Raw genomic sequence first — 13,422 nt, 5'->3', positions numbered from 1 at the left:
CCGCACCCCGTGCCGTGCCGGCGGCCGTCGGCGACTCGTGGTCTCCGCGTGCCGGCCTGGGGGCATAACGGGCAGAGCAGTACGTCATGAACGCGCGGCCGTGATCGGGCGGGTACGCAGCGAGTTGGCACTTCCGCCCCACCGGGAGTCGTGTGACACTGTCGTCCCCGTCCACCATGCGGACCCCTTCCGCACCCCCTCCCCCACGAGAAGTGCGCCGTGCGTTCCCTTCCTCTGCCGCTCGCTCTCACCGCGCGCCTGACGCCGGTCGCGGTGCTCGCCTGCGCCGGCTGGGCGCTGTCGTCCGGCCCTGCCGCGCCGTCGGCCTCCGCCGGGCACCAGACGGCCCAGAAGACGCCCGCCGGGTCCTCCGCCGCCGCGCCGTCGTCCACCGCGGCGGCGAAGACGTACACCACCGCGCCCGCCCCCTGCTCCGCCGTGCCCGCCGGCACCGTCAAGTCCCTGGTTCCCGGGGCGAAGACGGCCGGCAAGGAGATCCCGTCCACGGACACCGCACTGCGCCGCACCTGCTCCTGGAACGCGCTCCAGGGCTACGACTACCGCTGGCTCGACGTGTCCTTCGAGATCAGCGAGTCGGACCAGCAGGCGAAGAAGGAGTACGAGCAGCGGGTCGCCGAGAAGAGCGGCGGCGGGGTCGTCCCCGGGCTCGGGGACAGCGCCTACTCCGTCGTGAACCTCACCACGGAGGACGGCCAGCAGACCCGTGAGGGCGTGGTGCTGGTCCGCGCCGCCAACGCCCTCGTCGTCGTCACCTACAACGGAAGCGACTTCGAGAGCAAGAAGGCCCCCGGTACGGACGAGATCAACAAGGGTGCCATCAAGGGGGCGAAGTCCGCGGTGGCCGCGCTGGGCGCCGACCGGGGCTGATCCGCACGCCGTCCGGAACGGCCCGGCCGGTGGCCGGTGGTGGGGGCCGAGCCCGTGCGCGGTGCGCCGGTGGTCGAGTCCTGGCCCGAGGCCGAGCCCGTGCGCGGTGCGCCGGCGGGCGAGCGTGAGCCCGCGCGCCGTGCGCCCGTGGTCCGCCGAGCCCGTGCGCCGGTGTCGAGGCGGAGCCCGGGCCCGTGGACCGTACGCCGGTGGTCAGGTCGGCGGGTCCGTGGGCTCGTTCTCGACGCCGCGGACCACGAAGCCGACCCGGGGGCCGAGTTCGACGCGGTCGCCGTTGCGCAGGCGGACGGCCCGGTCCGGTACCAGGACGCGGTCGTTGACGCGCGTGCCGTTGGTGGCGCCCCGCGCGACCTCGGTCACCCACGCCGCCCCGTCCGCGGTGTGCACGACGGTGGCGTGCCGGGCCGAGACCGTCTCCTCGTCGGCCAGGATCGCCGCCGCCTCGGGCGCCCAGCTGCTGCTGCGCCCCAGCCGGAGTTCCCCGCCGCGCGGCACGTCGAGGTGCCGGCCGCCGGCGCGGAAGACGAGCCGGAGCACACCGCCCGCCAGCCGCTCCGGCCGGGGACCCGCACCGCTCTCCCAGCCGGGCGCGCCGAGCGGGGACAGGCACACGGGGCACACCGCCGTACCGGCGGGGACGACCCTGCGGCACCCCGGGCACCGCTCACCGGTGCGCGGCGGGGTGGGGCGGGGGGCGGCCACCGGGGAGGCGACGCCGGCGCCCACCTCCCACTCGTCGTCGTCATCCCAGTCGTGCACCTCCGCCACCGGCGTCCCCCTTCTTCAGCACGACGGTCGTGTCCACCCGGCCGCTGTCGGTCTCCCGTACGTCCGTCACCACGACCGTGGTGCCCGGTCCGAGGTCGGAGGCGGCGAACAGTTCCCGGGCGAGCGGGTTGATGAGATGGGTCTCCAGGACCATGCCGATGCCGCGGCCGCCGTTCCACTTGTCCCGGGTGCAGTGGTCGAGGAGTCGGCGCCGGGCCGTGTCCTCGATCCGCAGGACGAGTTGGTGGCCCTGGGCGAGCTGGCGCTGGATGTTGCGGACCTGGAGGTCGAAGATCTGCTCGGCGACCTCGTCGGAGATGAAGTCGAAGACGACGACGTTGCCGCCGATCCGGTTCATCAGCTCCGGCCGGCCGATGACCTGTTCGAAGTGCTTCTTGACGTTGTCCCGGACGGTGGCCTCCAACTCCTTGTACGGCGTGCCGGGTTCCACGATCCACTCGCGTTCACCGGTCTCCGGGTCCGTGCGCTGCACGCCGAGGTTGGAGGTGAAGATGAGCACGCACTCGCTGAAGTAGGTGGTGACGCCCTGCCCGTCGGTGAGCCTGCCGTCCTCCAGCACCTGGAGGAACTTGTCCAGGATGCCCTTGTCGGCCTTCTCGATCTCGTCGAAGAGGATGACCCGGAAGGGGTTCTCCCGTACGGCGGAGGTCAGCTCGCCGCCCGCCTCGTAGCCGACGTAGCCCGGGGGCGCGCCGACGAGCCGGTCGGCGGAGTGCGCGGCGGAGAACTCGCTCATGTCGAAGCGGAGATATGCCTGGTCGCTGTCGAAGAGGACGGAGGCCACGGCCTTCGCCAGTTCCGTCTTGCCGGTTCCGGTCGGGCCGGCGAAGAACAGCACACCGCGCGGCCGGTGTCCGGGACTGGTGGCCTGTGCCCCTGACAGTCCGAGCGCGGCGCGCTTGAGGATGTCCAGGGTCATCGCCACGGCGGCCTCCTGCCCCAGGACGCGGCTGGGGATGGACCGCTCGTTGCGGGGGTCCTCGCCGCGCAGGATGCGCTGCCGGATCTCGTCGCGGCTCCAGGGGTTCTTCTCCACCCCGAGCCGGTAGATCCGTACGGCGTCCGGCATGGCGGCGAACGGCAGGCCGCGGGAGCGGGCGAGCTTCACGCTCTCCTCCATGGCCCGCAGGCTCAGTCCGGAGGCCGCCCGGGCGAACGCGCCGACCGCCCGCGCCGTCTCCTCGGCGTCCGTACCGCCCGTGGTGGCACCGCCGTCGCGTGCCCCGTGTCCGGGGTACCGCTCGTAGCGCTCATGCAGGAGGCGGGCCATGGTGGTGCGCTCGTCCGCGTCCGGCTCCGGTACGGCGACGGCGCGGATCCGCTCGCTGCCGGAGACCAGCCACGCGGGCACGTCCCGCTCCCCCTCGGCGAGCCAGACGACGGGGTTGAACAGCCCCGGCCCCTTCGGTACGACGCCGGTGCCGACACGGGGCGGCAACGGCTCGGCCTCGTGGGCGAGTTTGAGGCAGGCGAGGAAGAAGTCCCGTTCGTCGGGGGTGACTCGGGACGGGTCGCTGAGCAGGCGGGAGGCGTGGTCGATCACCAGGGCGACGCGCAGCGGCCGCAGCCGGCGGCCGTCGCGCACCATCTCCTCCCGCTGCCGCGCCCACCCGCTCGTGATGTTCCGCAACTGCTCCAGCACCGCCTGACGGTGCGCCGCCGTCTGACCGGGGAACTCCTGCGGTCCCTGGAGCAGTTCCTCCACGACCGCGCGGACCTCGCCCTCACCGACCTGCGCCACGCGGAAGCCGCTCACCTGGTCGCACAGCACCAGCGCCTCGTAGCCCTTCTCCCGCAGCGGGTTCCAGAGCACGTCGTGCAGCGAGTGGAACCGGTCCCGGCCGCGCCGGCGCACCAGGTGCAGATCACGGATGTTGCCGTGCAGGACGTACTGCGCGTGCACCCCGAGGGTTCCGGTCAGCTCCTCCACGAAGGGCGGGAGTCGGTCTTCCTTGGACAGGTCCATCGTTCCTCCCCGATGCGCGCTGTTCCGGGCCGCGCGCCGGCCTCAGGTGGTCTCAGTGGCGCGCGCCCGGCCTTCTCGGCGGCGAGCGGCGTCCGTGCGGTCTCAGCGGCGGCCGTCGCCGTCGACGGTGCGGTGCCGGGGAGCGTCCCGGGGCACGTCCCGGTGGGTGCCGGCCGCGCGGTCGACCTCCTCGATCAGTTCGTCGAGCACCCAGGCGTCCTCCCCCAGGACACCCGGCACGGCCCCTTCGGTGTGTTCGATCTTCAACTCCAGGTCCAGGCCCAGCGCTCCGACGATCTCCTCGAACTCGGCGAACCGCTCCTGGGCCTCGGCGCAGCGGGCGTCGTCCAGGGCGCGCTGTTCGGGTGTCCGCTCCCCCGGCGTGCCCCGGTACATGGTCGCCACGCGCAGGCAGCCGTCGACCAGGGTCGCCCTGAGCCAGTGCCCGGGCTCCCAGCCGTCCGGCGTCCAGTCGAGGCGGATCTCCTGGCCCTCGGGCCGGCCCGCCCCGGCCCGGCCGCCGAACCTCCGGGCCAGCTCCGCGACGGCGCCGGCGCACTGCCGGCGGACGTACATCGCCTCCAGGGCGTGCAGCCGCTCCTCCACCCGGCGCCGGACCAGCTCCTGTTCGGCCGGGGTCAGCGCGGTCCCCTCCTCCAGGGTCCGGCGCAGCAGCGCGACTGCGTCCGGGGCGGGGGCCAGGTCCTCGGCGCCCTCGGGGGTCTCGTACACGAGGAAGTCGTAGTGCAGGGCGGCCTTCTCCTGGGCCTCCCGCGTCTCCTGTGCCTGCTTGTTGGCGTCCCGCACGAACTTGCGTGCCTCCGTGAGGTGCATGCGGGTCCGGCGGGGGTCGTCGGCGGCCCGGCGCACGGCCTCCCGGACGGCGCCCGCGGCGAGTTCGGCGGCCTTGGCGTCGGCGTACGGGTCCAGCTCGCCGAGGATCTCCGCCCCGGTGCGGCGGACCTCCCCGGGGTCGAGCGCGGCGGTGCCGCGCCGGGCGGTGCTCTGCCGGGGCAGTTGCCGTGCCTCGGCGTCGGCGGTGCGCTCGGTGGAGAACCGCCGCAGGGTGCGCTGACGGCTCTCGTGCAGGGCGCGCTGCCAGTCGTCGTCCCGCTCCTCGTCCAGTCGCAGCAGGGCGGCGAGCCGTTGCTGTTCCCACGCGGCCTGGAGGTCCTCCGCGCGGCTCAGGGCCTCCTCGGCCCGGGCCATGTCCCGCCGCAGTTCGCCCAGTCGCTCCCCGACGGGCGTGAGAGGCGGTGGCACGTCGGGCCGGGGCGGGGGTCCGGGCGGGCCGCCGTGCGCCGCGGCCCGCGCCACCCGGGACAGCAGTGCGCGCCTGCGGGCGTTGACCCGGACGGCGGCGAACGCGGCGGCCTCCCACTGCTCGGCGGCCGTGGCCGCCAGTCGCTGCTGCCGCTCCAGGCAGCGCTGTTCCTCCGCGGCCCGCACCGCCGCGGCGGCGAGGAGCCGGGTGCCGAGCAGGGCGGCCCGCCCGGCGAGCAGGACACCGCTGAGCGAGCCGAGCACCTGGAGCGCGGCGTCCGCGGCCTGGTGGACCGCGTGCCCGGCCGCGTCGGCGAGGTGGGCGGAGGCCTGTCCCGCCGCGTCGTGCAGGTGCAGCATGCCGGTGTGCGGCAGCGCCTGCGGGTCGAGGGGCGGCGGGGGCGGTGCGAAGTGCACGGCGGGTGCCACCGTCTGGATCGTGGGGATGCCCAGACCCGAACTCATGCCTGCTCTCCTGTCGTATCGGTCGTCGTCCCGGACCGCCGGCGGGCCGGCTGCCGCGCCCGGCGCCACCGGCTCCGGCCACCGCCGCCCGGGCCGGCCACCCGCCGTGCCCGGTGTTCACGCCATCGCCGCCACCGGCCGCCGGCACCCGGGCGCACCGCCGGTGGCGCCCCGGACCCCCGGTCGCCGGCGTTCCGGCGCGTCCCCTGCCACACGCCCCGCAACCGGTTCCCGGCGACCCGGCGGACCACCTTCCAGGACCGGCCCCCGGCGACCCGCCGAACCATCCGGCGCCACCGGTCCCCCACGCCCCGGCCGACCGCCTGCCGCACCCGGCGCCACCCGTCCGCCACATCCCGGCGCACCATCCGCGGCACCTGCCGCCAGGTCCAGCCGGCTCGGCCGCCGGCTCGCCGGCCGGGGCGCCGGTCGAGACCCCGGCGGCGGGCCGTCCGCCGGCCCCGGTGGTCGCGGCGCAGGCGGCGCCAGGCCCAGCCGCGGCGGACGCTCCACACGGCGACAGCGGCGGCCGAGGCGAGCGGCCACAGCCAGGGCGCGACGGCGATGGCGTAGAACGCGAGGACGGCGGCGAGGACGAGCAGCGCGGCCGCGGCGTAGCGCCCGGTCCGGGTGCGGGCCAGCCTGGCGGGTCGGTCCGCGCTGCGGATCAGCAGGCCCGCGAGCGACCGGCCGGGGTGGTAGAAGGGCGGGCCGATGTACACGGCGGTCCACAGCTCCACCACGAAGACGAACGCGGCGGCGGGCAGCGCCTCCAGCCAGGCCGTGACGACCGCCTCCTGGGAGGCGCGGCCCAGCACGTCCGCGAGACCGATGGCGAAGCTCCAGGGCGCGGTGACGGCGGTCGCGCCGAGCAGCGCCCAGCCCAGGGTGGGCAGGCGGTCCAGCCGGCGCAGTACGGTGCGCAGGCCGTCCTGGTCGGCGGCGAGCAGGCGCTCGTGCTCCTCGACGACGCGCCTGTGCCTGAGTTCCTGCGCGTCCTCCCGCGCGCGGCCGCCGAGCAGGAGGGCGGCGACCAGGCGCAGGTCGTCGTCCTGAGCGGACAGCAGCGCGTCGAACCACGGCACCCGTTCGGGGAACTCGGCGCGCAGTCGCACGAGTTGGCCGGTGAGCCGGCTCCTGGTGCGTTCCGGTTCGCGCGCCAGCTGCAGCAGCCAGGCGTCCACGGCCACGGTGCGCCTCAGGGCCGCCCGGTCCCGGCGGTCGCGCCTCAGCTCCCGGACGGTGGGCTCCCAGCGGGCGCGCAGGACCCGCCAGGCGCGGTCCGTCTCGTCCAGTCCGTCGCCGCCCGGCCGCTGGGCGAGTCCGGTCAGCACCTCCGGGTGCCGCGCCAGGTGCCGCAGCAGCGCGACCGCGTCGGCGTGCCCGTCCCGGGCGCCCTGGCACAGCCGGCGCATGCTCTGCGCGTCCAGGGCGGCTCCGTGCCAGGTGACGTCCAGGCCGGGGCCGAGCCAGTTGAGGAGCCGTACGACGCCCGCGACGGACGGGGGCTGGGCCAGTTCCCGCCGCAGGTCGGCGAGCCGGCCCAGTTCCTCGGGGCTGCGGCCGCCGACGGTCTCGAACTGGCCCAGCCACGCGACCAGTCGCGCCCGGTCGCCGTCGTCGGCCAGCATGCGCGCCGCCGAGACGTGGTTCTGGTCCAGGTGGACGGCGAGGTGGTCGGTCCCGGTGAACTCCTGGCCCATGAACGGGAAGGGGTCGACGGCGGGGCGGGTGGGGTCGTCGGGGAAGATCCGCCCGTCGGTGCGCGGGGCGACGTCGGGGTCCCGGCCGTCGAGCCAGTCCCGCACCTCGTCCGCCTGCCAGCGCTGTTCGGGCGCCCGGGTGAGCAGTCCCTCGCAGAGCAGGCGGGTCCTGCGGTCGGTGATGCCGCTGACATCGGGGTCGTGCGTGGCGATCTCCGCGAGCACGTCCTCGTCCCGGCGGAACCCGATGGGGTGTCTGCCGAGGGCCAGCTGGGCGACGACCATGCCGAGCGACCACCAGTCGCCCGCTTCGGAGACGGTCTGCCGGAGCAGTCCGGCCTCGGGTGCGAGGTAGAGGGGTTTGCCACGCCAGTCGGTCCGGGGTTCCAGCGCCTCCTCGGGCCGGTGGGCGGCGGCGCCGAAGTCGACGAGGACGAGGTCGACCGTGTCGGCGCGGCGGGTCTGCACCATGATGTTGTCCGGGGTGACGTCCCGGTGGACGACGCCCCGCTCGTGCAGGGCGGCGACGGCACCGTGGAGCTGGCCCACCACGGCGCGGACGGCCTCGGGCGGCAGCCCGTCGGGGTGGTCCTCGTGGTACTTCTCCAGGGTCTCCTCGCCGTGCGACCAGTACAGGTGCCAGGGGTGTCCGTGCGCGGCGCCGGTCTCAAGGAGCCGCTCCAGATGGGGAGTCGGGGGCTCGGCCAGGTCCCGCAACTCCCGTTCCACGTTCGGATCCGGGGCGTGCAGCCGGTGGTACCACTTGAGGACGAGGGGTATCTCCGCAGGTCCATGACGGGCCGTCAGGTCACGTACGCGCAGGACGACGGCCTCGGCGGGCCGGCGCGCCTCGGCGAGTACGGCGACGAGCAGAAAACGGTCGGCCAGTTCGGGCGGTACATCGGCGCCGACCGGACGTGTCTCGATGACCCGGGCATTGGTGAAACCCCCGTCCGCGGGATCGACGAAACGGGTGGGCGGAGTGGTCGTCATCTTCCGGCCTTCCGGGGAACGCGCGGGGTGAACCGGGGGGCCACAATGCGGAGCGAACCGGCCCGACGCGCGGGCCGCGGGACGATGAAGATAACGCGATTCCCGCCAGGTGGCGGCCGCTTTCCCGGATCTTCAGGGAATCCCCGGCCAGGGCTACGATGCGCATCATGCAGCCCCTGCCCCCGCACGGGAATCTCGTCGCAGAACTCAGGGAACTCAGACGCCGCGGCCTGCCCGGGTTGCGCCACTGCACCAGGGACGCCCTGCGCGAGGCCGCGGTCGCGGCCGGCCTGTGCGCCGGGCCGGACGACGAACAGACCGGCATCGAGGAGCTGCTGGGCGCGGCGGTACGGCGGCTGGCCGGCGGGCATCCGGTGCGGGACGACGACTCGTGCGATCCACTGGCCCGGGCCGCCGCCCATTCCTTCGGGATCTTCGCCGCGCGGCGCGGGGTTCCCGGCACCGACCGGCGCAAGGCCGCGGCGGCTGTCTACGGCGTGACCACCGAGCGGTTCCGCAAGAGCCAGGAGCACGACGTCATCGCCGAACTCGCGACGGCGGTCCTGGCGGTCGCCCGGGAGGCGGGCATCGGTGAGACACCGGGCCAACAGGTCGTCGTGGTAGGTGAGTCGGCGGTGTCGACACCGGCCATTCCGCCGGCGCACGCGGTCCCGCCCGCCGCCGGGCTGCCGCCCCGGCGCCCGGGTGCCCGGCCGGCCGCCACCGTACCGGTGCCCCCGGCGGGCCGCATCACCGTCCGGGTGTGCCCGATCGAGGAGGTGCGGGACGTGGACGTCCTGGTCTCCTCGGAGAACACGTACCTGGAGATGTCCAAGACCTTCCGCCCCACGGTGTCCGGTGCCCTGCGCCGGGCCGCCGCCCTCCGGGACGCCTCGGGCGAGATCGTGGACGACGTCCTCTCCCGCGAACTGCGCGTGTGGCAGCGGACGCACGGCCGGGCGGGCATGCCCGTACGGCCGGGCACGGTCGTCGCCACGTCGTCGGGCGCCCTGGCCGCCCACGGGGTACGGCGCATCCACCACGCGGCGATCGCCACCCCGGTCGGCGACGGCGACCGCTATCACGTGTCCCCCGCCGTGCTCGGCGAGGCGGTGCGTACGTCCTTCGAACTGGCCCGCCACGAGAGCGAGTTCCTCTCCCTGCCGATGTCCTCGATCTGTTTCCCGCTGCTGGGTGCCGGCCGGGGTGGCCTGCCCGTGGAGACCGTGGCCCGCCGGCTGCTCGACGCCATACGTGCCGAGCTGCGCCGGGACCCGTCCTGGTCGGTGCTGCTGGTCACGCCCGAGGAGCGCCACGCCCGGCTGCTCACGGCCGCCAGCTCCGCTCCGTGAGGGCCACCCCGCCCTGCCCCAACCGACGCTCCAGCGCTGTGAGTTCACCGCGCAGCGGGACACCGTAGAGCCGTAGCTCGCCGTCCGCGCCCGAGGTGACCTGGAGGCGTGGGCCCGGTGCCTCCCGGGCCAGGTACGGGCCGTAGCGGGTGGCGCCGAGCGGTGTCAGCGGGGCGATCCGCTGGTTGGCCGAGCCGCGCCAGGCGAGCCGGGTGGGCTCCGCCACCCGGAAACGGCCGGTGATCACGGCGTCCGCGCCCTCAAGGGCGGCGCGCCGCCCGGGTGTCAGCTCCGCGGGCTCGTACCCCGTGTACACCAGCAGGTCGGCGGGGCGGTGCCCGGCGCTCCCCTCGCGGCGCCGGGCACCGTCCCGCAGGCGTGCCGCACCCGCCAGGAGTTCGGCGAGCGCCGCCGCCTGCTGCAAGGGCTCACCGCCGCTGACCGTGAGGCCGTCGGCCCCGTCGGCGAGGGCCCGCCGCCACAGCGCGAGCACCTCGGAGACCGTGGCCGGCGTGCCCGCCGCCGGGTCCCAGGTGTGCCGGGACATGCATCCGGCGCAGGCCAGGGAGCAGCCCTGGAACCAGACGCCGAGCCGTTTCCCGGGGCCCAGGGTTTCCAGTGGGTAGTGCGTCCCGTCGAGGCGCAATTCCACGGCATCTCCTCCTCGCACCGGCTTGGAGTATCCAGTGCGCCGAGGGGCCCCCGCAATTGCCGGAAGGCCTCGATCCGGCTCTCCGCCGGGCGAGAACCGGTTGTTTTCCGGAGCACCGCAAAGAATGATCGGTTCCTCTCAAATCACGTGTCCCGCTAGGGGTTTTGCTCCGCTACTCTCTCCCCATCGCGGCGCCTTCCCACCCGGACCGTCCGCGACGAATGGGGGCTCTTCGAAAATGATCAACAAAGCTCGAATAAATGTCCGGGTTCGACGGCTGAAAGCGGGGCGGCTCTCCTCGGCACGCGCCCGGTTCCACGGCCGCCGGGACGCGGCCGGGCTCCGGGAATTCCTGGCGGACGCGTCGGCCGGCCGCACACCGGCCGACGACGACGGCCTGCCGCCCTACATCCTGGGCCTGCGGGCCCAGGTGCGGCGCGGCACCGCACGGCTGCGCTCCCGCACCCTCGCGGCGCACCGCGCGCTGCACATCCGCGTCCAGGCCGAGTCGGTGCGGGTCGTGACCCAGTACACGGTGCGCGGGGAACCGGCGCCCGCCGCGCTCGCCCGGTTCGGGCAGATGGTCGGCGAGTGGCGCTCCGCCGCTTCCGTGTGCCGCCAGCAGGCCCAGCAACTCGTCGACGAGGCGAACCAGTTGATCGCCTGCTACTGGGACGGCGCCTGGACCCGCGGCCAACGCGACGGCCATGTCGACGGGCCACGGCCCACGGGCTGGCTGCCCGGGGAGATCACCCTGGACCGCACCTGGGCCCACCTGGACGACGGTCTGCTCAACGACCGTTGGTACGCCCCGGAAGACTCCCGGCGCGACACCGATCCGTCGGCCGTCGCGCAGGCGCTGCACATCCTCGACCACCAGGCGGCGCGCGGCGGCGACGCCACGAGCGGGGTCCGCGGCCGATGACCGTCCGTCTCCCGCCTGCCGACCGCTCCCCGTCCCCCGCTCCCAGGAAGGCCAAGGAAGTGATCGTGCGTCACCCGGTCCGGACCGCCCACCGGTCCCCCGTCCGCGCCGCCGCCCGGCTCGCCGTCGTCGTCCCGCTGGTGTGCGCGCTCTCCGCCCTCGTCTCCTGCACCAAGCAGGAGGAAGCCCTCACCACTCCGTGCGGGGTGGTCGTCGACGGCTCGGGGTCGGCCGCCGCGGTCAAGCAGGGATTCGACTCGGAGGCCAAACTCAAGGACAGCCTCATCGAGTTCCTCACCGAGCAGAAGTGCGGCACCGTGGACTTCGCGCCCATCACCCGGTCCTCGCGCAGCTCCTCCTGCCGGCAGGGCCAGGTGGACCTCGACCCGCCGCACGACGCCAACACCGACCAGAAGGTCCAGCGGGCCAACGCCCAGCGGGACGCCGCCGTCGCGGCGCTCGCCGAGCTCAAGTGCGCCCGTGCGCAGAACGGTTCGGACGTGTGGGGGGCGCTGGCCCGCATCGGGGAGGCCGTACCCGACGACGGCAAGGCGCCGAAGCTGCTCGTCGTGAGCGACTTCGCCCAGGCCGACCCGGAGTTCTCCCTGTACCGCCAGGACCTCACCACCAAGGCGAAGCGGGCCAAGGTCATCGACTCGCTCGTCAAGGAGCGGGGTCTGCCCGGCATCGAGGGCATGGACGTCTTCCCGGTCGGGCTCGGCATGCAGTACTCGGCGAAACCCAGCGAGGCCGACGACTTCGAGTCCTTCTGGGTGGAAGCGCTCGAAGGGAGGGCCAAGGCACATGTCGACACCCAGTACAAGCGCTGACACACCCGAGCCGCGCCGTCGGCGGCTCACCCGCTACGTCCCGTTCCCCGGACGGAGCACACAGCAGACCACCCGGCCCCGGCCCGGCCCCGCACCCGGCGGGTTCGCCGGCCGGCGGCCCCTGGTCCTCGACGACAAGGCCGAGAGCGGACTGCTCGGCACGGCCCGCAAGCGGGGCAGGCAGGCCGGCCGGAAAGGGACGCTGGACCCGTGGGTGCTCAACAGCGGTGACCGGTTGCCGTACTTCGCGGAGCTGGCCTCCGTACGGGACACCGTGATCCACCGGATCGAGGAGGACCTGCGTCTGTGGGAGGAGGCGGCGCGGCTCCAGGACGCCCGCGCGGCCACCGCCGTGACCGCGGGCGAGGAGGAGACCCGCCTCCTGGACGAGCGGCTGGGGGAGGCCGACCGGGACATCGAGGCGGCCCGCGGCCAGCTCGACCTGCTCGCCCTCAGGTCCTCCCGTTGGCTCCGCTTCCGGGACCGGCTGCGCGAACGCGTCGAGGAACGCTGGCTGCTCGCCCGCTTCCCGGACGCCGCCGGGCACCCGGCCGCCCGCACCACGGACCCGGACACCACGCCGGACGAGCCCGGGCCGGCGGCCGGCAAGGACGAGAGCGCCGAGCCGGGAGACGACTGGCAGTCGGTGTCCACGGCGGGCGCCCCCGCGGACGACCTCTCGCCCACCGCGCTGCGCGAGGAGTTCCGCGCCGCACGGCGGGAGGCCGGCATCGCGTCGGGCGAGGGCTGGGAGGGCCTCCAGACCCGCCCCGGCCTCCCCCGGTGGCTGACCCTGGCCCTGCTGGGCGTCATCATGGCCGTCGAAGTGCCGGTCTACTGGGTCGCCTACCAGCCCTTCCACGGGGTCGGCAGCACCGGCGGGGACGCGCTCTCCGGCACGCTCGCGGTGTCCTCCGCCGTCATCATGCTGATTCTGCCGCACCTGGCGGGACACATGCTGCGGTGGCGCTCGGCGACCGGATCGCCGCGCGGCGGCTGGCTTCCCGCCCTGTCGCTGCTCGGCGTGTGGGGCGGGCTGACCTGGGTGCTCGGCACGCTGCGCGCCAAGTTCGTGATGCAGCACAACGCCCCGGCGGCCACCGGCAAGGACACCGCGGGTTTCCGCGGGCTCGGCGGCTCGTCCGCCGACACCTCGACCCTGGTGGACCGGCTGCACCTGTCGACCCAGACGGTGACCTGGCTGTTCTGCGCGCTGCTGCTGCTCTCCGGCGGGGTCGGCTTCCTGCTCGGCCTGTTCCGGGAACACCCGTTCCTCGACGCCTACCGCACGGCGGTCGAACGGCGTGCGGAGCTCCAGCAGCGGCGCGAGCGGAGCGCCGCCGCCACCGAGCGGGCCCGGGCCGCGCAGCAGACGGCCGAGGACCGGCAGGAGCATCGCAGGGAGGCCGCCAACGAGCGGATCGCCGCGGCCCGCCAGCTCTACGAGGCCGCCGCCCACGAATACCTGGACGGGGTGATGACGGCCTCCAAGGATCCCGCCGTCACCGAGTCGGCGATGCGCCTGTCCCGGAACTGGCCGCTGCTGCCGGCACCGCTACGGGACCGGTGAAGGAC

General features: G+C 74.7%; 10 protein-coding genes. 5 read left to right on the top strand and 5 right to left on the bottom strand.

The window, feature by feature from the left end; all coding sequences use genetic code 11:
• The first annotated feature begins 219 nt into the window (after positions 1 to 219).
• On the top strand, positions 220 to 888 hold the full coding sequence (locus tag ACH4LD_RS22740; RefSeq protein ID WP_398058732.1) for a hypothetical protein: 669 nt from the start codon (positions 220 to 222) through the stop codon (positions 886 to 888).
• Positions 889 to 1,101: 213 nt separating this feature from the next.
• Here the strand turns inward: ACH4LD_RS22740 and ACH4LD_RS22735 are convergent, their stop codons facing one another.
• From ACH4LD_RS22735 to ACH4LD_RS22720, 4 genes are all read right to left on the bottom strand, one after another.
• Positions 1,102 to 1,677: an FHA domain-containing protein gene (locus ACH4LD_RS22735; RefSeq protein ID WP_398058733.1), complete on the bottom strand. Its 576-nt coding sequence runs from the start codon at positions 1,675 to 1,677 to the stop codon at positions 1,102 to 1,104.
• Positions 1,652 to 3,664: an AAA family ATPase gene (locus tag ACH4LD_RS22730; RefSeq protein ID WP_398058734.1), complete on the bottom strand. Its 2,013-nt coding sequence runs from the start codon at positions 3,662 to 3,664 to the stop codon at positions 1,652 to 1,654. Before ACH4LD_RS22730 ends, ACH4LD_RS22735 begins: the two co-directional genes overlap by 26 nt.
• Positions 3,665 to 3,766: 102 nt before the next feature.
• On the bottom strand, positions 3,767 to 5,392 hold the full coding sequence (locus tag ACH4LD_RS22725; protein WP_398058735.1) for a hypothetical protein: 1,626 nt from the start codon (positions 5,390 to 5,392) through the stop codon (positions 3,767 to 3,769).
• Positions 5,389 to 8,088: a serine/threonine protein kinase gene (locus ACH4LD_RS22720; RefSeq protein ID WP_398058736.1), complete on the bottom strand. Its 2,700-nt coding sequence runs from the start codon at positions 8,086 to 8,088 to the stop codon at positions 5,389 to 5,391. The genes ACH4LD_RS22725 and ACH4LD_RS22720 overlap by 4 nt, the downstream gene beginning before the upstream one ends.
• A gap of 167 nt (positions 8,089 to 8,255) precedes the next feature.
• Between ACH4LD_RS22720 and ACH4LD_RS22715 the strand changes: the two genes are divergently transcribed.
• Positions 8,256 to 9,440, top strand: a complete 1,185-nt coding sequence (locus ACH4LD_RS22715; protein WP_398058737.1) for a macro domain-containing protein — start codon at positions 8,256 to 8,258, stop codon at positions 9,438 to 9,440.
• Here ACH4LD_RS22715 and ACH4LD_RS22710 read toward each other — a convergent pair.
• Positions 9,415 to 10,092, bottom strand: coding sequence for a 4Fe-4S single cluster domain-containing protein (locus ACH4LD_RS22710; protein ID WP_398058738.1), 678 nt, complete (start codon positions 10,090 to 10,092; stop codon positions 9,415 to 9,417). The genes ACH4LD_RS22715 and ACH4LD_RS22710 overlap by 26 nt on opposite strands.
• Before the next feature lie 238 nt (positions 10,093 to 10,330).
• Between ACH4LD_RS22710 and ACH4LD_RS22705 the strand changes: the two genes are divergently transcribed.
• The 3 genes from ACH4LD_RS22705 to ACH4LD_RS22695 all read left to right on the top strand — a co-directional run bounded on the left by ACH4LD_RS22705 (position 10,331) and on the right by ACH4LD_RS22695 (position 13,417).
• Positions 10,331 to 11,017 carry a hypothetical protein gene (locus tag ACH4LD_RS22705; RefSeq protein ID WP_398058739.1) on the top strand — a complete coding sequence of 229 codons (687 nt, stop codon included), beginning with the start codon at positions 10,331 to 10,333 and terminating at the stop codon, positions 11,015 to 11,017.
• Between the two features lie 65 nt (positions 11,018 to 11,082).
• Positions 11,083 to 11,847, top strand: a complete 765-nt coding sequence (locus ACH4LD_RS22700) for a hypothetical protein (RefSeq protein WP_398058740.1) — start codon at positions 11,083 to 11,085, stop codon at positions 11,845 to 11,847.
• Complete coding sequence (locus ACH4LD_RS22695; RefSeq protein WP_398058741.1) at positions 11,822 to 13,417, top strand: hypothetical protein; 1,596 nt, start codon at positions 11,822 to 11,824, stop codon at positions 13,415 to 13,417. The genes ACH4LD_RS22700 and ACH4LD_RS22695 overlap by 26 nt, the downstream gene beginning before the upstream one ends.
• The last annotated feature ends 5 nt before the right edge of the window (positions 13,418 to 13,422 follow it).

The organism is Streptomyces sp. NPDC017676, from assembly GCF_044329325.1.
GTDB lineage: Bacteria > Actinomycetota > Actinomycetes > Streptomycetales > Streptomycetaceae > Streptomyces.
This window is presented reverse-complemented; position numbering and strand designations above follow the sequence as displayed.